The sequence below is a fragment of the Flavobacterium profundi genome, from assembly GCF_006491645.1.
Classification (GTDB): domain Bacteria; phylum Bacteroidota; class Bacteroidia; order Flavobacteriales; family Flavobacteriaceae; genus Flavobacterium; species Flavobacterium profundi.
The window spans coordinates 107,281-129,046 of the sequence record NZ_VDCZ01000002.1; the positions used below are offsets into that span (position 1 = coordinate 107,281).

Consider the following 21,766-nt stretch of genomic DNA (forward strand, 5'->3'; position numbering starts at 1 on the left):
ATCTTTTCCTAACTATAATTTAAAGATTCATAAAAATAATCTACCTGACTTTTAAAAAATAATTAAGCTTTGGTTATTGCTGATTTTCAATGCTTTGAATTCCTACATTTGTTTGAAATACAGTAGCCTAAAAGTAGTTGGTTTACTTTTTTCTGCTGTGTAACTTTGGTTTATGAAAATATTTTATGCGGTTCAAGCAACAGGAAACGGACATATTAGTCGGGCAACACAATTGTTTCCTTATCTCCAAAAATACGGTGAAGTAGATTTTTTCTTAAGTGGTAGCAATGCCACACTTCAAGCAACTATTCCAGTAAAGTATAGAAGTAAAGGTTGTAGCTTGTTTTATAGTAAATGTGGTGGATTGGACTATTGGAACATCGTTAAAAAATTCAAGCCGTATCAAATGTATAAAGATGCGAATGACTTGCCTTTAAAGGAATATGATGTCGTTATCAATGACTTTGATTCCGTAACTGCTTTAGCGTGTAAATTACAAAAAGTCCATTCCGTACAGTTTGGACATCAAGCCAGTTTTTTATCCGAATATACGCCAAGACCTGAAAGCAGGAGTACAGTAGGGGAATTTATCTTTAAAAATTATGCTCCAGCACCTCAAAATTTAGGCTTGCATTTTCAACCCTATGACACATTCATTCATCCTCCTATTATTAAAGATGGAATTGTACAGGCTACTCCTACAAATTTAGGGCATATTACCATCTATTTGCCTTCATTTGACAAAGATTGTTTAGAAAGAGCTTTTCAATCATTGCCTCAGGTTCATTTTCATTGGTTTTTAGACACGGTTAAGGAAAAACATACGGTTCAGAATATTACCTATTTTCCGGTAAACCAAAAAGACTTCAATCAAAGTTTAATTCATTGTGAAGGAATTATTACGGGTGGTGGTTTTGAAACGCCTTCTGAAGCTTTATTTTTAGAAAAGAAATTACTTTCTATACCTATTAAGTCGCATTACGAACAAGAATGCAATGCAGCGGCATTAAAAGCAATGGGCGTTCCTGTGGAATATGAGGTACAAGATGATTTTAACCAAGTGATTGAAAATTGGTTGAATAGTAAAAGGGTGTATCCCAAAATGAAAGCGAATAATATTCCCGAAACCTTAGCATATCTGTTTGATACGTATAAGAGGAATTAGGAAAATTATAAATTAGGAATTTGGAATTAGGAAATTGGAATTAGGAATTAGTGATTTTCTATTTCCAACAATCCAATAATCCAACAATCCAACTATAATAAAAATTGTTCATCTTCATCGATAAACTCTAATTCGGCATCTTTTTCCCAAATTTCCATTTCACAAGGCTTGCAATTGAATTTCAATTTATAAGCATTTTCACCGTGGGTTAAGGTTAAGGGTTCTACCACTTTTTCTCCCATGGTATCGCGTTGAAAACGAGCACATTTACCCAATTCATATTTGACGCAATATTTGGTTACCATTACTCTAGATTTACCTGGATCCCATTGTAATTCAAAGGCTTTTTCTATTTCTGTAACACCATGACGCTTATAAAACTGTCTCGCCAAACTATTGGAAACATTATAGGTAAAATCTAATTCTTGTACAGGATAAGGATGTTCTGTTGGTTTAATTTGGAACTCTTCTCTATGGTATTCGTTAATACGAATGTCAATTAATTGTTCTAAGACGGTTCTTCTAATTTCATTAACTTTTGAAATGGGTAAAAACCAGTTGTTGGAAAACTCAATAGCAACATTTTCTACCATAAATGGGGTATTTCCTGTTTTTACAAGATTTGCTTTAATATTGGGAAGGGTATCATTCCCATTTTTAGCCGCTTCTTTTTCTATTTCTAAAGTCGCAATACTCGTATGACCGTCTTCGTCTGTGGCTACTAACATAAAGCCGTCTTGTGTTTCTGTAAAGACTAAATCAACACTTATTTTTCGAACCGCACTGTTTTCTTTTTCTACAATTCTATTAAATTCAGCATCCGAATTTCTATAGATTTCTGTACCAATAGGAATGGCTTTAAAAGTATTGGGAACAACAATATTGTTGATGATAATGTTAATTTGCGCGCCATCCGCTTCACCCGCTTCATTAATAAAATATAAACCATCACCATTGTTTAGTTTCTCTGAGTTTTCAATCACATAACCATTGGCTTTGGTTTCAATTAGTTTACCAATGTATTGTCCTTGAGATTTTGGACTTTCCCAACTTCCAATTTTTGCTTTTCTTTGGTTTACAAAATAATCGGTGTACCCTCTATTGAAGCTACGGTCCATTTCTGGTTCGAAATTATAAAATGTTTTTCCAGAGGAAGCTTTTTGGAATTGGTCATTATTTTCTAAAAAGGCATCTAATTTTTTACGTAAAAAGGAAGTATTATTCTTCACATACACCACATCTTTCAAACGACCTTCAATTTTGAAAGAGGTAATACCCGCTTCAATTAAATTAGGCAACTGATCACTTAAATCCAAGTCTTTTATTGATAATAAATGACTATTCGCAATTAAAGTCTTTCCAGTTCCATCGGTTAAGTTATAAGGCAAACGGCAATTTTGTGCACACGAACCTCTATTAGCGCTTCTTTCGCCACCAGCAATACTCATATAGCAATTCCCACTAAAGGATACACATAAGGCTCCAGAAACAAAAAATTCTAGCTCTACATCGCTAGCTTCATGAATCTCTCTAATTTGGTCTAAGTTCAATTCTCTGGCTAAAACCACACGTTGTATGCCAGCATCTTTTAGAAACTTAACGTGTTTAGGATCTCTATTATTCGCTTGTGTACTGGCATGAAGCACAATAGGAGGCAAGTTCATTTCTAAAATGGCCATATCTTGAATGATAAGAGCATCAACGCCTATAGCATATAATTCGTGAATTAATTTTTCACAAGGTTCTAATTCTTTTTCATATAAAATCGTATTTAAAACCACAAAAACTTGTGCTTTAAATAAATGCGCATACGCCACCATTTCTGCAATATCTTCAACCGAATTGGTTGCATTGGTTCGCGCTCCATACAAAGGAGCTCCCATATACACTGCATCTGCACCTGCATTAATTGCAGCAATTCCTTGCACTAAATTTTTGGCTGGTGCCAAAATCTCAACCTTCTGTCTCATATTTTTAACTACTTACTTTCCAAAAAGTATTGGAAACTGCAAAATTATAAAATAGTTCAGAAATATTGGGAAGAATATTTAAATTTCATTGGTAATAGTTCAAGGTACAATCAATTTAAACCAACCATTTATGGAGTATCTTCTCTAAATCATCTTTAATGATGGGTTTAGAAAGATAATCGTCCATGCCAGCTTCAAAACAGCGTTCTCTTTCATGGGCTAAAATACCTGCAGTAATAGCAATAATAGGGATGTCTTTTCCTTTGCCAATGGCTCTTATTGCTTTGGTTGCTTCATAACCATTCATATTGGGCATTTGTACATCCATTAAAACCAAATCAATCGCTTCTTTCTCAAAAAGGGCTACAGCTTCTAAACCATCTTTGGCTTCAAAAAGCGTAGTATTAGGATTTGTCTTTTGAATTAAGGTTTTGGTTAACAACATGTTAATCTTGTTGTCTTCAACTATTAGTATACGGTAAACTTTTATGTTTTCTTTTTCAAAAGTAGGAATGTCACGAACATATTTTTTAGTTGTATAGTGTTCTTCTTTTCTAGGGATTACTTTCTTAAAGGTGATGGTAAAGAAAAATTTACTGCCTTCTCCATATTTACTTTCTAATTCCAATTTGCTACCCATAAGCGCAAGCAATTGGTTGGAAATAGCTAATCCTAAACCTGTACCGCCAAATTTTCTACTCGTAGAAGTGTCTTCTTGAACAAAAGAATCAAAAATCTTTTCATTGTTATCAATACGAATTCCAATTCCTGTATCATTTACTGAAAATTGAAGCTCCGCTTCTTCAGTGGTGTGTTTTATAGCAGAAATATTCAATTGTATTTCTCCAAACTCTGTGAATTTTATGGCATTACTGAGTAAATTCATCAAGATTTGCTTCAATCGAACTACATCGGCTAAAATATATTGTGGTACATTTTTCCCTTTAAGGAGTACCAAATTCAATTTCTTTTGATTGGCTTGATACTGAAATAAATCAACCACTTGTTGGGTTAATTCATACAAATCTACTTCTTCAATATTCAATTCAAATTTACCCGACTCAATTTTAGAAAAATCAAGAATATCATTCACAATTTTTAATAGGGAAGAAGCCGATTCATTAATCGTAGTCATGTATTGATAATGCGTCTTCTCTAAATTGGATTCCATTAACAAATGACTAAAACCAATAATTCCATTCAAAGGAGTTCTAATCTCATGACTCATATTGGCCAAGAAATCCGTTTTAGCTTTATTGGCTGCTTCTGCTTGTTCTTTCCCTTTAAGAATTTCCATTTCCATTAATTTCCTTTCAGTAATATCAATAAAACTAGAAACAATTTCTACTATATCTCCTTGGGAATTGGTTACTGCAAATGCATTGAATAATAACCAAGTGGTTTTTTCTGACGCAGATTTAGCTACCCCTAAGATTAAATTTTGAATAGGCATACCGCCGTTAAGGATTTGCTGAATTGGATAGTGATCTTTTGCCATCATCATACCATTTTCATGAAGAAAAATCCAATTGGGTATTTCGGTGGCATTGATTTTAATATCCAATAATTCAGCTGCTTTAACGTTGTTTAAAAGAATGGTGCCATCAGGAGCTTGAACCACAATTCCAGCATCTAAATTATTTAAGATGTCGCGATAGCGTTCCCTACTTTTTTGCAATTCAATTTCAGATTGTTTCGCAATGGTAATATCTCTTGAAAGGCAAATAAAATGAGGTTCATTTGTTTTGGTGTCTTCCATTGGGGCAATCGATAATTCAAACCAATGGGTTCCGTTGGCTAATTCTAAATCATATTGCTTTCCTGTTGAAAATCCTTTGGTAGCCACTTCTTTTAAGGCTAAAGAGAAGCAAGCTGCTGCGGCTTTGGGTAATACTTCTGAAAAAGATTTCCCTATAATAGCTGTAGTGGAGTGTGATAATAAATCTTCTTTGTGCGAATGATAATTGTAAATTCTTCCTTCTAAATCAATTTCAATTAATAAATCGGGAATAGCATCGATGATTGCTTCTAATTTTTCATACGATTTTTTGAATTCTTCTTCTACTTTCTTCCGTTCGGTAATATTAGTGGTAGTACCCACGTAACCGACCACTTCGCCTTCTGCATTTCTCTCAGGCATGGCTTGTCCCATTACCCAAACAATAGAACCATCTGGCTTAATAAAACGGTATTCTGATAAAGATAAATCTTGATGTTCTGTTGCGCTTTCCCATCCTTTCTGTAAAGAGAGACGATCTTCTTCATGAACCGCTTCTAACCAGCCATTACCCAATGCTTTCTCATAGGGCAAACCAGTTATTTCTGACCATCTAGGATTTACATAGGTGGTATAACCAGCTGCATCTGTTCTAAAAATACCTACGGGAGAAATTTCTGTAAGAATATGATATCGATTCTCACTTTCGGTCATTTCTTGTAGGGCTCTCTTTCTTATTTTTTCGTTTTCGAATACTTCTAAAGCAAAAGAAACATCTAGCGTTGCTTCTACTACTAAAGCGATTTCTTCTGCATCAAAAAAGTGCTTTTCGCTTGCATAGAAACAAAAAATGCCTACCGTTTCTTCAAATTTTCGAATAGGAAGAATCATTAACGATTGGTAACCTCTTTTTAAAGCTTCTTCTTTCCAAGTCATTAAATGATCTTGAGAAATATCATTAATTACGATATAGGGATCTTTTTTAATAGCTTCACAGCGAGAAGAAATAATAGTTTCTTGATTATCTAATAGCGTACTTTGAATCATTTCCACATAACCGTTATCTTCTCCTGCAATGACTCTGGGAACAACTTTATCTGAAATTTCTTCTTTAACACCAATCCATACCATTTTAAATTTTCCTACGTTCACCGCAATAGAGCACGCTTCTTTAAAAATAGTATCTTCATCAGTCGAGCGTACAATCATTTGGTTCATTTGACTGATAAATTGGTACAAGCGATTGGCTTTAACAATTTTTTGTTTGCTAGAAATTCCTTCAGTGATATCGGTCGCAATTCCATGACAAATAACGGTTCCTTCCGCTTCTACAACCGGTAACGAATTGACTTCATGCCAAACCAATCCTTTTTTAGGATGGTAATAGCGATAAGTACAATGAAGAGGAACTAGATTGGTTTTTGTATTCGTTACACTATCAATTACAAACTGTATGTCTTCGGGATGAATTAATTCAAATATCTTATGGGGCGCATCTTTAATTTCTTCGTGTGTAAAACCATAAATTTCTCCAACAGCTTCACTGGCATAAGGAAAGGTAAGTGAGCCATCTTTGTTTTGCCTCATAGAATAAATCAATCCTGGAGAAGTGGCTGCTATTTTATCGAACTTTTCTTTTTCGTCTGTAATGAGTTCGAATATTTTTTTTCGTTCGGTAATGTCTCTTAAAATTACGATAATACCTCTAATATTAAGATCATCCATTCGATTGTTAATAACTCCTTCCAACCAAATGTAATTCCCGTTTTCATGTTTTACTTGTAGCGTAATACTTAAAGGTGTTCTAGGTTGATCTAATGCTTGTTGGATCATTTCATGTACATAACTCACATAATCAGGATGTATGTAAAATAAGAGCGGTGTTTCTTTATGTGCTTCATCGACCCAACCCGTAATTAAAGCCGTAGATTTACTGCGATATAAGGTATTTAAATTTTCATCCATTAGAATAACAATGCTATCATTGTTATCTAATAGTGCATGATAAAGATTTTTATAAGTATCTTCTCCTTTTTCAATAGAATCATAATGCGCAAGCCGCTCGCGTAGGCTTTCAATTTCTACCTCATGGGCCTTCGTTTTCTTAAGTAGCGCTTCATAGGCTCTTTCAATGTCTTTCATGCAATTTTTAATATTTCTATCTGGTACTCAAGTAAACGACAAATTTATAACATAATAATAAATTTTATTATTAAAGATAATCTTTTAAAATTACTAATTTTTTGTATTCTTACTCAGTTTTATATCATAAAATTAATAACAATTCTAAATACCTATACTAATAATAAAGAATTAGTATTTTTTATAGTGCAAAAATAATACCATTTTTGTTTGTAGTGATTCAAATTAAAGGCCTAAAATTTTGAGTGTATCCAATTTTTTATTGTAAAAGATTGTAGGAAATTACTTTAATTACATCTATTATAGTAAATACAAAAATAAGAATACTTCTTAAACTTTTGACTTCTAATTGTTTACAAGTAATTGCCTCGTTGCTTTAAATATTGGCACAAACTTTGGTTAACCTAAATTACAAAACAAATAAAACAATATGAAAAATTTAAAACCCATAGTTGTCCTTATAGCAGTAAGTTTTTTTAGTTATGCTCAAGCACAAGTTAGAATAGGAGGTAGTGTAGACATAAGTATTAATTTACCCACTCCCAAAGTGATTATTGTAAAAGAAGAACCCAGACCTGTTTATACTCCTAAACCACACAAAAAACCGAAAGCGCACAAACCCAAAAAGCACCATTGTGAGGAAGTGGTTTATGCTTTAGGAAGCATACGCAACCAAAATGGTAGATACGATAGTTTTGATTGGATTATTGTAGATGCTTCATTGGAAAATCTAGGAAATGGTTTGGAACGTTTGACGTATTTTACCAATACCAGAGAGACCATTGAAATTATTATTCGCACGAATAACCCTAACGATTATAATTATCACTTTACTAGAAACCCGCATTGCACGGCAAACACCATTGTTTCAGTAGCTAGGAATGGTTATGTAATTGCGTTGCACCAAGGAAGTCTTTCTTTGCAACCCGGACATCAATTGCATACTGTTCTTAATCTAGATAGCTGTAATGAAGGTACTTTCAACGGAACAGTGACATTGTAAGTCTTAATTTGTTATGCTTTTATTTGAGCCTCTTTTCTTGATATGGAAAGAGGCTCTTTATTTTTTGTTAACATCTATATCTAAAGCATAACGTTTCCTTTATGCGTTCGAAATAATGAGGTAATCTGGCTTTGTTTTCTTTGTGAATAACAAACAAATGAAAGACATGAAAAAAAACAGTTCCTTTATTATCAAAGGTTTGCAAATGGTTTTATGCACCGTTTTAGGTTTAGTAACCATCACAAGTTGTAGTACATCTGAAATAGATGAAGAAGTACAAGCAGTTCAAAAAAAAGAAACCGCAATTGAAACAGCTCGAGAGTCGGCTGCATTTTATGACAATTTAGTGTTACGTTGGGCACCAGTACATCATCAAGATGTAGATAACGCAGGTTGTGGTTCTATGAATGGAAGAGGGGATTATATTACCAAAATTGATTTTGATAACGATTGGAATTCTTCTAATAACTGGAACAATATTGAACCCAATAGAGGATACCAACCCACTGCGCATTGTTATTATTCTGTGGTAGAAACCAACACCCATTTCTTTATTATATACGCTTTTTTCCATCCAAGAGACTGGACCAATATTTGCTTTTTTGGGATTGATTATCATGAAAATGATTTGGAAGGACAATTGTCTATTATTAAAAAATCTACTGCAAATAATGGTTACGGTGAATTTCAAGGTATGGTAACCGTAGCACATTCCGATTTTTATTCTTTTATCCCAACTGGAAGTCCGTTGCAAGCCAATCAAGAAAGTATTGATGGTAGTGTTTCCTATGAAAATTATAACAATCAATTGCATCCTGTTACGGCTCAAGAATCGAAAGGACATGGTTTAAAAGCTTGGCCAGCGTATAAAATTATTGGAGATGGTATTAAATATTACCCTAGTTTAACCACTGCTGAAGCACCTTCTAACAATGACGACCGCGATGTAAAATACAAGTTGGTTAACATTTTTGAGACCAATGGTTTTTGGGAAAGACGTTTTAATACGGCCTTTTTAAACAATGCCAAATCATTTCCTTCTACTCAAGGTTCAGGAAATGCGAATACACCTTGGAATTGGGATGATAAAGACGATGCTCCTGGAGCAGGTGAATTAGCTACTAATCCAGCCAAATTAGTCAACAACTATTTTAAAAATTTAGGGAATTTCAGTATGACCTATACTTTGAATCCCTATATCGGAATCAATTAACGTTCTTAAGTTTAGTTTTTTAAATGGGAAAGGTCGTCATAAGACGACCTTTTTTTACTTGTTATTTAATCAATTGGGAAATAGGCACATTCTAGTTCTGCGCACATGGACCCAAATTTGATGCAATTTCCATATTGATCTTTACATTTCATTCTTCCGCCTTGAATGGTTTGCAATTGTTTTTTACCTAATGAAGTTACTCCGTCTAATTTTAAAATTTTCTGAATCATATGAAATATATTTGAATGTTATATTTCTAAAAGTAAAAAAATAAATTGTGTAAAACATAGAATTTCAATAGTTTAACGAACCTTACAGAAAAAATGTACTATTTTATAAAAAGAGTTTAAAAGCTTTATTTTTTTAAAAACGGCACAGTTTTTATGGCTTCTTTTTTGTTTTGATTCTTGTTTTTTTCGAAAGGTATCCAGTTAGTAACCCTTTTTAGTTTAGTTTACTTGCAAAAAGGGTACCACAACACCGAACAAAGCCCGAACAAAACCCGAACAAAAGCGCAACCATACAAACAAACAGCACCATGGCAAAAATAGAAGTAGAAGGCACTTTCTCTAGAAGAATAGGGAATTATGTAATTTATGAATTAAACGGACAAATGATTATTAGAAGTATCAGTGGGTTTAGTAGTACCGACTTATACCACAATAAAAAATATGAAAAATGCAGGCAAAACGCCCATGAGTTTGGAAAATTATCTTCGCAATGCAAAGCCATTCGAATGGCTTTAAAAGAGATTTTACCTAAAAGCAACAATTTAGCGGTGGTGAACGCTTTTACTAAAAAGATGCGAAGTTTACTTCTTTTCGATACCACGTCTGAGAAAGGAAAACGCCAATTGGCACAAGCGCTACAAAACCCTTTAGCCAAAACAGCTTTGCAATATTATCCTTTTAATCCCATGAACCCGTTGGGTTTAGAACCAGTAACTCTAAACAATACAAGTCTGCGTTTTACAACCACAGCTTTGACTTTTCCAGCACAAGCCAATAGTATAGGTATAACAACCCATTTTCTTTTTTTTAATTTTATAACTAATGAAAGTTGGTTATACAGTAGTTCGATTACCCATTTTCAAAAAGCGACCCTGCCAGAAACCGTAACGGTTTCCTTACCAGACCAACCCAAAGCGGGTAGTGGCATACGTTTTACGTTGGTAGAAATAGCTTTTTTTGAGCATACAAAAGACATTTTTATTCCTTTAGAAGAGGACGCTAGTAAAATGGTGGTAGTGCTTGCTGTGGAGTAACTTGTCCTGCTGAACTTGTTTCAGTATCTTAATTATAGAATAAGACCCTTACAGGGTGACAGTATTGAGGTAAATGATTAAAGTTTAACCATAAACAAACAACCACCAACCATTTTCCTTAAACTTGTCATAAAGCCAGTACTGAGCCTGTCGAAGTATAAGCATCCCATAAGTAACTTGGAAAAAGCGAATGAGACCCTTACAGGGTGAGACTATTGCGTGAATCATTTTGAAGAATTTTTAAAATAAAAAACGAGCATATTTTAAAAAAAGCTCTATATTTGCTTCATAATGAACACAAAAAGACAACCTATAGCAATGCTATCAAAAGATAGTATCACCCTTTTAGTAGGAGCATTTTCTACTAAAGGAGCTAGGCCGTTTGTCGTGTTTTATAAGGGTTAAGAATTTACAGTAACACCAACCAAAATAACCGAGCGTCCTTCAAAAGAGGACGCTTTTTTTGTTTCGCTAAATAAAAATTAGGAATTAGGAAATAGGAGTTAGGTTATACAATTGAAAAAAATATGTAATTATTTACCATGGATACAAAACAAAAACATTGGTAAACAACAAAAAAATAAAAAAAATGTTGCATGCGTAGTACAAATAACACAAAATAAAATTTGAAAGCTAAGCAAATGAGAGACAGTCATTTGACTATTTTAAAGAAATCTGTTAGTAAACGGACAGGATATTTTATGCTTTGTATTTAATATAACTAATTGAAAATCAATAAAATAAATTTAAAAAATACTTGGAAAATAGTTTTTTTTGACATTATCTTTGCAACAGAAATTTTAATACAAGCGATACGCTAAAAGGAATGGCTCTTTTAGTATTCAGGAATAAAAAATAAAAACATGAGAGTAGCTAATTTAAACTATAATAGAACAGTAACAATGAGTATATCATCAATCGTACGAGTAGTTTTTGCTGTAAGTACATCAAGTTTCGACTTTGGAGCTACAACGAGTATGCAGGTGCATCCCTATAAACCCTAAGAAGTTATTCTTACTTTATATACAAAGCACCTTTTTAAGGTGCTTTTTTTATGCTCAAAACAAAGGAGAGTAGGTAAATATTGGTTTGTTACACCCGACTGCTAATCGGTTTACTCACAAGGTAATGAGGGTTCGATTCCCTTGCTCTCCGCAACAACTAATACACATCAGCAATACCGTATTGCTATTGAAACATACAAATGGTCTTTAGAAAGGACTAAGGCTTATTGGGGTAATGGTAACCTTCCCGACTGTCTCTCGGGAGCTATGAGTTCGATTCTCGTATAAGCCGCTGGTGTAGTTAAGAGCAGTTCGTCAGTTCGTTTGTTTTTAGTGTCATACAAATCATAATTTCACTAAAAGAATATCAAGAACGAGTCGTACTCTAAAGGTTTAAAAATAAGCTTATAAATGGATAATGCTTGAAAAAATGGAAATTTAAAAGACACAAAAATGAAGACAATTTTAATTATAAATGGAGAAAAATATTGGCACGACTATTTACCCATGTTTCAAGTAGTTCATAAGAAAATTCAAGATGCTGAATTTATTTTGAAAGAACAACAGCTTGTAGTGGTGGATAAAGAAGGCGTTTGTAAACCCGATTTCATTTTGTGGAGATTGGGTGCCATTACTCCCAATTGGAAACACAGAACCGCATTGGAATTAATACAATTATCCACTGTAGTTTGTTTAAATGATGCAAAAAGTTTGTTGCAAGGGTATGATAGGTTATCCATGTTGTACACCTTAAAAGCTTTAGATTTACCAGTAATTCCATTTGATGTAGTTACTCATAGTCGCTTTTTAAATACCCTTCAATTGCCTTTTCCTTTTGTTGTTAAAATTGGAAATTATCATGGAGGCTATGGAAAAGTTTTAATCGAAAATGAAGCAAAATGGCAAGATATAAAAGATATGGCTTTTGTTACAAACGATTATATTACTGTTGAACCCTTTATTGACTATCAGTATGACATTCGTTACTTGATTGTAAACGATAAAGTTTGGGCGATGCAACGTAAAGGCAAATTTTGGAAATCCAATGTGTTAACCAATGCTTTTCAATTGATTCCTGTACAACCTTACTGGGAAGCTAGAATAAAAAGACTTCAGGAACATTTGAATGCTATTATTTTGGCATTAGATATTTTGAAAGATGATGAAGGAAATGAGTATATCGTAGAATATAATGATATTCCTGGTATAAGTGGTTTTCCAAATGAAGTAAAAGAAGAGTTTGTGAAGGCCATACAAGAAAAGTGTAATTTTTAAAGAGAAGTAAAATGTATTTTTTAGTACAATCCAACATTTATTTAGATCCAGATCATAATAAAATTTTTGATGCCTTAAAAGATTTAGGCATTGCTTATGAAGCGATAACCGTAAAATCGACAGATACAAGTTTACCAATTACAACCGATAGAAAAGATGTTTTTGTGTATGGTTCAGTACAAATGGCAAGGTTAGCAAAACAATACACGAATTGGTATCCAGGTTCATTTTATGGGGGCAATCATTTGTATGAAATATATGCAAAACAGTACGGTTCCAATCTATTAAATGATGCAATAAGGATTGCCAAGCTAACGGATGATTTGGTTTGGCAAAATGGAGAAAAGAAATTTATAAAACCCTATCAAGTAGCAAAAGCCTTTACAGGAAAAGTTTTCGAAAAGGAAGAATGGGAAGATTTTATTATTGAAGGTCTCGCTCATCCAAAGCGCTTCATGAAAGAGGATATGCTCATTCAAATTGCAAAGCCTAAGGAAACCATAAAAGAAGCCAGGCTTTGGATTGTGGGCGGTCAAATTATCGATGCGGGTTACTATAAATTTAATGGAGATTTTCCATTTGAAGCAACTGTAGCAACAGAAGGAATAGCTTTCGCAAAAGAGATGATTGGGCTCTTTAATGTAGAAGAAGCCTTTGTAATGGACATCTGTTATACTCTTGAAGGTTGGAAAATTGTAGAGATCAATTGCATTAATAGTTCTGGGTTTTATACCAATACGAATGTAAAAAGTATCCTAAAGGCCTTGGATATTTACTTTACTCATAAGATTCAAAAAATGTAAATAAAAACGGCAATAACAATTAAAATTAAAATTATGAATACCTATAATAGAATTGCTTTAATAGGCATCGAACCTGAAGAATACGAAGTCATACGCGCACATTATACCGGTCATATTATTTGGCATTTGGCCATTCCAAAGATTGTCGTTAAAGATGAAGTTTTGTTCATAGAAAAAGCCAATGGAGTAGGTATGTTACCGGTAGATAAAGTAGTGTATTATGGAATTTATGACGATGATTTTGATTTTATTTCGGGCTTAGCCATTTGGAACGGACCTTGTTATCCCAACGCAAAAGGGATGTTAGATTGTCGTTTTAAAATTCCTTGTTTAATTAAAGCTTTGTCTTTGTCGCAATTTAGCGCCCCTAGAGGCTTTGTAAGCGCTGGAGCAACGGTAACAACAACACAAGATACCGTTGCAAAATGGGGAAATTGGCATTGTGGAGAAAACAAACATCGATTTACAGGCGCATGGGAAAGTGAGTATACAGCAACCATTGAACCCTATTTTGAAGGGGAAGCGGTACGTATTATGATTATAGGCAATAAACATTGGCAAATTCAATTAGAAGGACCCACATGGTTGAAGTCTATCCACCCAGAAACGGCCGGTTTTATGCAAGTTGATGCGGATTTATTAGCCGATACGCTACATATTAAAAAGGCCTTACAAATGGATATGATAGGAAATGATTATATCGTAACTAAAGAGGGTAAAAAATACCTTTTAGAAGTAAATCATATCCCTAATATTACACGATTTGAAACCGTTAGAACAGTATATCTTGAAACAGTAATTGATTGGATTACTTCTTCTTAATTGCTTGTTTATAAAGAGTTTATTGTTTACGCAAAATAATTGCGTATGTAGTTTTCAAATTTGTAACAGAAAATAAATGTTCTTTTTTTAATTAGCCAAAAAACAACTTGTCTTTGCTTTTGTACCCCTTTCTTTTATAAAGAAACAAAACAAAAGACCTGAAGACGCAAACGGTATTCTAACTGTTATTTTGCTGACCTATTTTATTGCCAACCTTAGCTTTTATTTGCAAAAAATAGAAAACCATTCTAACACTTTATATACCCTTTCTTTTTCCGTTCTTGTATGCAAAGACAACTTGTTTTTTATTATTAAAAAGGTATAGGATAAAAAAAAGAACTTACTAAATAATTACAAAAATTAAGAGCGAGAAACGATTCGCTTGTATCGATAACAATGAAAACAACAGAAAAAATAATTATAATTGATTTAGAAGCTACTTGTTGGAACGGACCAGTGCCTCAAGGACAAGTAAATGAAATCATAGAAATTGGTATTTGTGTTTTAGACACATTTACAGGAGAAATTAGTAAAAATAGAGGTATTTTAATTCAGCCAGAATATTCCACTGTAAGTCCTTTTTGTACTGAATTAACTACTATAACATCTGATTTATTAGAATTAGAAGGCATTCGTTTCGAAGATGCGATTGCTATTCTTGAAGAAGAATATCAAGCTGAGCACTATACTTGGGCAAGTTATGGACAGTATGATTTAAATATGCTCAAGAAGCAGTGTCATTCTAGGAAAATAGAATATCCTATGGGCAACCAACATATTAATGTTAAAGAAAGGTTCAGTGAAGTGAAAGGCTTACGAAAAAAAGTAGGTATGAATGGCGCTTTGGAAATTTTAGGTATTCCTTTAGAAGGCACCCATCATAGAGGTGTGGATGACGCAAAGAATATTGCCAAAATTCTACACTGGTGTCTTGTAAATTAGTGATTAGCACCTAGTGAGTTGTAGTGCTATAAAAATACTCTTGATGTGCCTTTACTAAAGTATTCTTACAGTAGAATTTTCTTTGGTAAAGGCTTTTTTATTAGTGTAAGGGATAGGTATAAAAGAGGTAATTCTCTTATATTTGTTGTATTAACCCACAAAAAAATGATTGTAACAATTGATGTTCATTATAAAACAGATTATGCTAAAACGGTTTTGCTTTTTTTTGAGAATTGGCAAAGCGAAACTCCTGCAAATATTATCACACATATTACAAAAGACGTATTACCCTATGAACCCGGTTCTTTTTATAAGAGAGAACTGCCTTGTATTTTAAATGCTTTAAAAGAAACAACATTAGAAGCAATCCAACTTATTATTGTAGATGGCCATATTTATGTTGATAATGATGGAAAATATGGATTAGGAGGACATTTGTATGAAGCATTGGATAAAAAGTTTCCTATTATTGGAGTGGCAAAAACATCTTTTCAAAGTAATAAAGAAACTGTAGTTGAAATTTTACGAGGCGAAAGTAAAAATCCGTTGTTTGTTTCTGCTATTGGAATGGATAAAGAAGAAGCGGCACATCATATACAAAATATGCATGGTGCATATCGTTTGCCTCATTTAGTAAAGTTAATGGATCAAATTAGCAAAGAAGCCTGATTTTGTTATAAAAATATCATAAAAAACCCTCAAGAACTAATCGAGAGGGTTTCATCTAAGAGTGATAGTTTAGCAGGTTGTTTTACTCTTTGATAAATTTTTTGATTGCTTTTCCAGAATCGCTGTTTACAATTAAGATATAAAAACCTTTGGATAACGCATTCGTATTAATAGTAATCGGATGATTGATTGAACCAATAGTTTCTTGGATTACTATTTTTCCTAAATTATCTACAACGGTGTAATCGTGAATAACAGTTTGATTAGAAATCGATACAAAAAGCGATTCTTTCACAGGATTAGGATAGAGTGTTATTGAATTAGAAAAAGAAGGGTTATCTATACTTAAGTTACAAGTGGTATCCCATTCCACAATCATAGGCACGCCTTGGTTGCTGCTAGTGCTATTTGGGCAAAATTGGGGTGCTGCAACCACATAGTAACTTCCAGGCTCTGTTATAACATAAGAGAGATTATTAGCTCCAGGAATGGCAACATCATCTTTATACCATTGAATATTTGTATCGTAGGGACTGCCAATTGTATTGTTGAAGCTACCTCCTTGACATAAAAGAAAATTACCGTTGTTACCATCTACAGATACAGTACTATTCATTTCATTATAAATAACTAAACTTGCCCAAGCATAGCTATCAATTTGAATTTCATTGGATTCGTACGTATTTCCTCCAGAGGTAACCACTACTTTTAAAAGCGCCTGATCATATGTGTACCAGTCGTAGGTAAAAGATGCTGTAGTAGCTCCTGAAATTTCAGTGTACGGATCGTTTGTAAACCAATATTTAAAATACCATTGATAGGTATCATAGTTTCCATTAGTTACTGTAGCAGTTCCATTGGTCCAAGGACACAACATTACATCACCTTGAATTTGTGGATTTTGAGCAACCAAAAAATAGCTGCAACTTAAAAATAGGAGTAGTAAATTTTTTTTCATAACAATTTATTTAAATGTGTATCGCAAATGTAATAAGCCTATATATAGTAAGGCTTTTATTAAGCGTGACAAATTGTGACATGGTTGAAAACAAATTGTGACATTTCAATAAAAAGGTACTTTTTTATTTTTGAGGAAGGAATTAAATACTTAAGAGATAAGCATTCAAAGAAATGGTATCGGGTAAGGCTAGTCTTTTTTCAATTCTTTCTTTTCTTTTTCTACATGCAACCGGTGTTATATTAAGCATATTGGCTATTTCTTTGGTATCCAAATTCATGTATACATAGGATAAGTAACGAATATCGGTAGTTGTTAAATCGGGATGTTTTTGAGTTAAACGTTGAATAAATCCTTGGTTCACATCATCAAAATGGCGAACGTAATTGTCCCAATCATCGTCTGTTTTTAAGTGCTCTTCCAGCGTTTTTATATTTTTGATAACAGCTTTGTTCTCGTTTATATTGGGTATAGTCGCAAACGACTTCATAATATCTTGCAATAATTGGTTTCTGCCAGATATATAAAGAACCCTCGACAAAATTCTTTGGTTTCTAATTTGGATTTCATTTTTCAAGCTTTCTTGTTCCAAAAGCGTAGTTTTTTCTTTTTCTAACAATAATGATTTTTCAGCAATTTCTTTTTCCAGTTTGAAAGCCGTTACTTGTTGTTCTCGCTTTGCGATAAGTTCTTTTTGTTTGATTTTTATAGAATAGTTTCTAAAAATCAACAATAAAATAATCAATGCAAAAACAATAATAATGATAATGGTATAAAAGAGTTTTCTTTCACTTTTAAGACGCATCTCTTTTTCTAGTAGTTTTTCTTTATAATTTTGAATTTGAAATTTTACTTCACTACTTTCAAATAATTTTCCATTTTTTATAGTATTTAATTTAGAAGTAGAAACGGTAATAGAATCTTTATATTGAAAAGCGATACCGTAAGATTTAAGTTGGAAATAAATAGTTGCAAACAAATCATAGAGTTCTATTTTCTTTTCTAAATCTGGTTTTTCAGCAGCAGTATTATTAGCCCATTGTAAGGCTTTTGCTAAATTATGCTGTTTTAAATAGCATTTTGTAATGAGTAAGGATAGCTCAATTCGGTTATCATTGTTAGGTTCATTAGTTAATTTTAAAAGTAAATTTTCAGCACCTGAACGAGATTGTTCGATATGACCCAATAAGAAATCATTTTGATATAAACCTACTAGAGTAGGGATTTTTACTTCTGGTATGTTAACATATTGCAGCGCTTGATTCAGATGTTTTCTTGCTTGTTGTAATTTATTTTGCTCATTTGCTAATAATCCTAAATTCATGGCATACATTCCCATTTTTAAAGAATCCTTATACTTTACAGCTAAAACGAAAGCTTTGTTGAAATAAGCATTAGCTTTTGGATACTTCTTTTCTTTACTGTACAAAATTGCCATATTATTTAACACAATCATGAGTTGTGCATCATCTAAATGTTGGCTAGCTATTTTATAACTTTCAAGATGTTGTTTTAACGCCTCGCCATAATCTAAAAGCATGTAATAATTGTTTGCGATATTGTTTTGAGCAAGAAAAAGCTGTTTGTACCATTTGTTTTTTTGTGCCATTTCTTTTGCTTCAGAGAGTAATTCTAAAGATGCTACATGATTTTTTAAAGTCATCAATACGACTGCTTCCTTAATGATGGAATCGCATTGTTTAGTGGTTTCCATACTAAACAAAAAGGTCTGCCAAAAAATGCAAAAAAATGTAATTATAAAAGTATTTTTAGTAGTCATTTTTTAAAATTCAGCTCAAAATTAATTCTAAATTTTAATAAAAAAGCAATTTAGTTTATGAATATTCATAAACTAAATTGCTTTTTTATAGAGTGAAGTAGAGTACTTCTATTTAAGATGTAGGCATTTGACTCATATCCATATAAAAGATTTCCCAATTATGTCCGTCAAGATCTTCAAAACCTCTTAAGTACATAAAACCATAATCTTTGGGTTCGTTTGGTTCTTTTCCACCTGCTTGAAGCGCTTTTTCTGCCATTGCATTAACCGCTTCATTGTCTTTAAGTTCCAAGGATAAAATGGCTGCTGCTGTTGTAGAAGTGGTTGCGATTTCTTTTGTAGTAAATTCACTGAACTTAGCGTGCGTTAATAACATGACATAAATTTCTTCACTAAAAACCATGCAAGCAGCGGTTTCATCCGTAAAATGTTTGTTATTTGTAAATCCGATAGCTGTATAAAAATCCATGGATTTTGCTAAATTGCTAACAGGTAAATTGATAAAGATTTTTGGTTTCATATTTTGTTTATTTTTTTATGTTTTCAATGACACTTTAAATCAGATCTGCAGTTTTTGTTTCGACTTCGGCATTAGTGATTTTCCACGTATTTTTTGAAATTGTCTAAAATATTTTGCCAACCGGATTGTTGCATTTCCATAGGATTCTGTGTTTCCGCTTCAAAGGTTTCAATAATTTGTAGTTGATCTTTAACAGGTACAAAAATAATTCTCACAATACGACCGTCTTCTAAAGTATACGCTAACAATTCATTGGGTTTTACTGCGGTATACGTTCCTGAAAAATCAAAACTAAAACTGCCATCTTTTGCAGCCATAGTATTCGTAAATTGACCACCTGTTAAACAATTGTTTACTGCCTTTGGTGTATGCCAATCATCCGAAGCAGCACACCATTGGGTAATATGTTCGGGTTCATTCCAGTAGTTCCATACCTTTTCAATGGGTGCCTTTATTTTTGTAGTTATAGTAATGCAATTTCGTTCCGATAGTTCTTTCACTATAGCTAAAGCTTTTGGAAACACATCCTCAAAATAGGTAGCATATTCTTCAACAGAATTTAAGTTAACGACTACATGCGTACTACCATTTGTTTCATTAAGTAGGTATTGTTCTTTCGAATTGCTCCATTCCGATGCCTTTTCGTCGTTTGGTAGTTCTTTATAATCATCAATTTCACCTAAATGATTGAACGTCATTTCTACATTGGGTTTTAAAGCAATAATAGTACTATACATTCCTTTTCCTCCAGGAGAATAAAAGTGTACACGACTTCCTTCTTTCCAATCGGATACTGCATAAGAACCGTGACAAAAGACACTTGTCCATTGCCTGTACGTTAAATCATTCCATAAAACGTCCCACACTTTATCCGCTTTAGCGTTAATGGTTACTTCAAATTTTTGTGCTATCATGTTTTTGTTTTTTTATTTGTTATACGCTTGTTGTAGTTTTTCACAATCTATTTTTTTCATTTGCAGCATGGCTTGCGTAACCTGCGCTACTTTTTTCGGATTTTTATCATTCATGAATTGAGGTAACATTTCAGGTATAATTTGCCAGGATATTCCAAATTTATCTTTCAACCAGCCACATTGACTTTCTTGACCACCATTTTGAAGAAATACAGTCCAATAATAATTTACTTCTTCTTGATTGGTACAGTTTACCACAAAAGAGAAGGCTTCATTAAAATCAAAATGATGTTCCATCGGACTTTCCATAGCAATGAATTTTTGGTTGGCCAAAGTAAATTCTGCAAATTCAACTTTTCCTGCTGCATTCGGATTATTTGCATCAAATTTACTGATGAAGTTGATTTCGGAATTTGAAAATAAAGAAGTATAAAAAGTAATTGCTTCTTCTGCAAGACCAAATTTCGTATCTACAAAAAGGAATGTAGGTACAATTTGCAAAGGATCACCGTCTAGAAATAATTGCCAAGACAAACCATATTTATCGTTGACCCAACCGTATTTTTTACTCCAGGGATATTCACCTAAATCCATTAAAATAGTACCTTTTTCCTTCAAAGCATTCCATATGGTATCTATTTCGTCTGTGTCATTTGATTTTATAAAAAAGGAAATCGCATTGGTAAATATAAAAAGCGGGCCGCCATTAAGTGCGTTGCATTCTAAATTATTTAAATGAAATGTGGTAACTAATGGATTGTTACTTTGAATTTTAGAATTTGGGAACACAGAAGTGTAAAAGCTTGCCGCTTCATTTGCATTAGTATCAAACCATAAAAATGGAGTTATTTTTTGTGTTTTCATCCTTATTTTAATTTTGCTTTTTTAATTGGTGATAATAAAAATACGAAACAGATAAAACAAAAAGCACAATTAGAGGGAAAAAGGTTTGTGCATTTATTCCATCAACAGCAGCATGACTAATCATGGCGAAAATAAAATTAAAAGTAAAACCTGCATAAGCCCATTCTTTTAGTCGGGATGGGATTTTAGGAACGATTAGAATAATAACGACTAAGATCTTAAAAACTACTAATGCAGTACCAAAATACTCAGGATAACCCAAGTGTTTGATTCCTTCTTTGGCTAATTCAGTTTGGGAAGTTAAAGCAGGCATAACTCCCTCAAATAAGGCTATTAAAACGGTTGCTGTCCAAAATACTATTTTTTGTTTTTTCATGTGAAATGTATTTGTTGTTAGGTAATTTTTAGAATGGTAATTCATTGGAATTCAAAAAAAGAATTTTAAAATTATTTACCTTTTTACAACGATAGGTTCCCTTTTTAAGCGTAATGTTTTCCATTTTATGTTCGTTTTCTTCATTTGGAAATAATTTTGTAGCTATTGCTTTATAGATAATACTTCCGTTTGTATTCTTGTAAGAGACACCTAAATAAATTCTATTTGAATTATAGCCTACATTAGAATGTAACTCTTGATGTGCTTCTAAAACACCATCAGGAAACGTGTTCGCAGTTACACAAAAGGCATTACTATCTGTTTGTAAATTAAAGTATTCCATTTTTAGTTGCTTTCGATAGTTC

The 21,766-nt window shown here is 32.9% G+C and carries 20 protein-coding genes and 2 tRNA genes; 12 read left to right on the forward strand and 10 right to left on the reverse strand.

All coding sequences use genetic code 11. The features are described 5' to 3' along the window. Positions 1–172: 172 nt before the first annotated feature. On the forward strand, positions 173–1,165 hold the full coding sequence (locus FHG05_RS03290) for a glycosyltransferase family protein (protein WP_140996589.1): 993 nt from the start codon (positions 173–175) through the stop codon (positions 1,163–1,165). Positions 1,166–1,257: 92 nt separating this feature from the next. On the opposite strand, the gene FHG05_RS03295 is transcribed toward FHG05_RS03290, so the two are convergent. Then, a complete protein-coding gene (locus FHG05_RS03295) occupies positions 1,258–3,135 on the reverse strand; it encodes a peptidase U32 family protein (protein WP_140996590.1) in 1,878 nt (625 codons plus the stop codon). Between the two features lie 115 nt (positions 3,136–3,250). Next, positions 3,251–6,994 carry a PAS domain S-box protein gene (locus tag FHG05_RS03300; RefSeq protein ID WP_140996591.1) on the reverse strand — a complete coding sequence of 1,248 codons (3,744 nt, stop codon included), beginning with the start codon at positions 6,992–6,994 and terminating at the stop codon, positions 3,251–3,253. A gap of 430 nt (positions 6,995–7,424) precedes the next feature. Here FHG05_RS03300 and FHG05_RS03305 point away from each other — a divergent pair, with 430 nt between their 5' ends. Next, positions 7,425–7,997 carry a hypothetical protein gene (locus tag FHG05_RS03305; RefSeq protein WP_140996592.1) on the forward strand — a complete coding sequence of 191 codons (573 nt, stop codon included), beginning with the start codon at positions 7,425–7,427 and terminating at the stop codon, positions 7,995–7,997. Positions 7,998–8,163: 166 nt separating this feature from the next. Further along, positions 8,164–9,210: a hypothetical protein gene (locus FHG05_RS03310; RefSeq protein ID WP_140996593.1), complete on the forward strand. Its 1,047-nt coding sequence runs from the start codon at positions 8,164–8,166 to the stop codon at positions 9,208–9,210. 65 nt (positions 9,211–9,275) lie between these two features. Here the strand turns inward: FHG05_RS03310 and FHG05_RS18315 are convergent, their stop codons facing one another. Then, entirely contained in the window at positions 9,276–9,440 is a 165-nt protein-coding gene (locus FHG05_RS18315; RefSeq protein WP_181369136.1) for a hypothetical protein, read from the reverse strand. Between the two features lie 308 nt (positions 9,441–9,748). On the opposite strand from FHG05_RS18315, the gene FHG05_RS03315 reads away from it, so the two are divergent. The 9 genes from FHG05_RS03315 (at position 9,749) to FHG05_RS03340 (ending at position 15,989) form a co-directional block, all read left to right on the forward strand. Continuing rightward, positions 9,749–10,474 (forward strand): hypothetical protein, encoded by a 726-nt coding sequence (locus tag FHG05_RS03315; protein WP_140996594.1) that lies wholly within the window; start codon positions 9,749–9,751, stop codon positions 10,472–10,474. 863 nt (positions 10,475–11,337) lie between these two features. Continuing rightward, positions 11,338–11,478, forward strand: a complete 141-nt coding sequence (locus FHG05_RS18320) for a hypothetical protein (RefSeq protein WP_157504161.1) — start codon at positions 11,338–11,340, stop codon at positions 11,476–11,478. Positions 11,479–11,542: 64 nt separating this feature from the next. After that, positions 11,543–11,629 (forward strand) — tRNA-Ser (locus tag FHG05_RS18325). A 70-nt stretch (positions 11,630–11,699) separates the two neighbouring features. Beyond that, positions 11,700–11,770 (forward strand) — tRNA-Asp (locus FHG05_RS18330). 161 nt (positions 11,771–11,931) lie between these two features. Further along, complete coding sequence (locus FHG05_RS03320) at positions 11,932–12,753, forward strand: ATP-grasp domain-containing protein (RefSeq protein ID WP_140996595.1); 822 nt, start codon at positions 11,932–11,934, stop codon at positions 12,751–12,753. Positions 12,754–12,764: 11 nt separating this feature from the next. Beyond that, the gene (locus FHG05_RS03325; protein WP_140996596.1) at positions 12,765–13,556 is read left to right on the forward strand and encodes an ATP-grasp domain-containing protein; all 792 of its coding nucleotides are present in this window, start codon (positions 12,765–12,767) and stop codon (positions 13,554–13,556) included. A 33-nt stretch (positions 13,557–13,589) separates the two neighbouring features. After that, complete coding sequence (locus FHG05_RS03330; RefSeq protein WP_157504163.1) at positions 13,590–14,378, forward strand: ATP-grasp domain-containing protein; 789 nt, start codon at positions 13,590–13,592, stop codon at positions 14,376–14,378. Positions 14,379–14,774: 396 nt separating this feature from the next. Next, complete coding sequence (locus FHG05_RS03335; RefSeq protein ID WP_140996598.1) at positions 14,775–15,320, forward strand: 3'-5' exonuclease; 546 nt, start codon at positions 14,775–14,777, stop codon at positions 15,318–15,320. Positions 15,321–15,485: 165 nt separating this feature from the next. After that, positions 15,486–15,989 (forward strand): endonuclease V, encoded by a 504-nt coding sequence (locus tag FHG05_RS03340; protein ID WP_140996599.1) that lies wholly within the window; start codon positions 15,486–15,488, stop codon positions 15,987–15,989. Between the two features lie 82 nt (positions 15,990–16,071). On the opposite strand, the gene FHG05_RS03345 is transcribed toward FHG05_RS03340, so the two are convergent. The 7 genes from FHG05_RS03345 to FHG05_RS03375 all read right to left on the reverse strand — a co-directional run bounded on the left by FHG05_RS03345 (position 16,072) and on the right by FHG05_RS03375 (position 21,744). Then, the gene (locus FHG05_RS03345) at positions 16,072–16,947 is read right to left on the reverse strand and encodes a T9SS type A sorting domain-containing protein (RefSeq protein ID WP_140996600.1); all 876 of its coding nucleotides are present in this window, start codon (positions 16,945–16,947) and stop codon (positions 16,072–16,074) included. Positions 16,948–17,089: 142 nt separating this feature from the next. Continuing rightward, positions 17,090–18,661, reverse strand: coding sequence for a tetratricopeptide repeat protein (locus FHG05_RS03350; protein ID WP_181369137.1), 1,572 nt, complete (start codon positions 18,659–18,661; stop codon positions 17,090–17,092). Positions 18,662–18,839: 178 nt separating this feature from the next. After that, the gene (locus FHG05_RS03355) at positions 18,840–19,247 is read right to left on the reverse strand and encodes a VOC family protein (protein WP_140996602.1); all 408 of its coding nucleotides are present in this window, start codon (positions 19,245–19,247) and stop codon (positions 18,840–18,842) included. A gap of 71 nt (positions 19,248–19,318) precedes the next feature. After that, positions 19,319–20,161, reverse strand: coding sequence for an SRPBCC domain-containing protein (locus FHG05_RS18665; protein ID WP_317130128.1), 843 nt, complete (start codon positions 20,159–20,161; stop codon positions 19,319–19,321). Positions 20,162–20,173: 12 nt separating this feature from the next. After that, positions 20,174–21,025: a VOC family protein gene (locus tag FHG05_RS03365; protein ID WP_140996603.1), complete on the reverse strand. Its 852-nt coding sequence runs from the start codon at positions 21,023–21,025 to the stop codon at positions 20,174–20,176. A 7-nt stretch (positions 21,026–21,032) separates the two neighbouring features. Continuing rightward, positions 21,033–21,401 (reverse strand): DoxX family protein, encoded by a 369-nt coding sequence (locus tag FHG05_RS03370; RefSeq protein ID WP_140996604.1) that lies wholly within the window; start codon positions 21,399–21,401, stop codon positions 21,033–21,035. Positions 21,402–21,429: 28 nt separating this feature from the next. Beyond that, a complete protein-coding gene (locus tag FHG05_RS03375) occupies positions 21,430–21,744 on the reverse strand; it encodes a hypothetical protein (RefSeq protein WP_140996605.1) in 315 nt (104 codons plus the stop codon). Positions 21,745–21,766 lie beyond the last annotated feature (22 nt).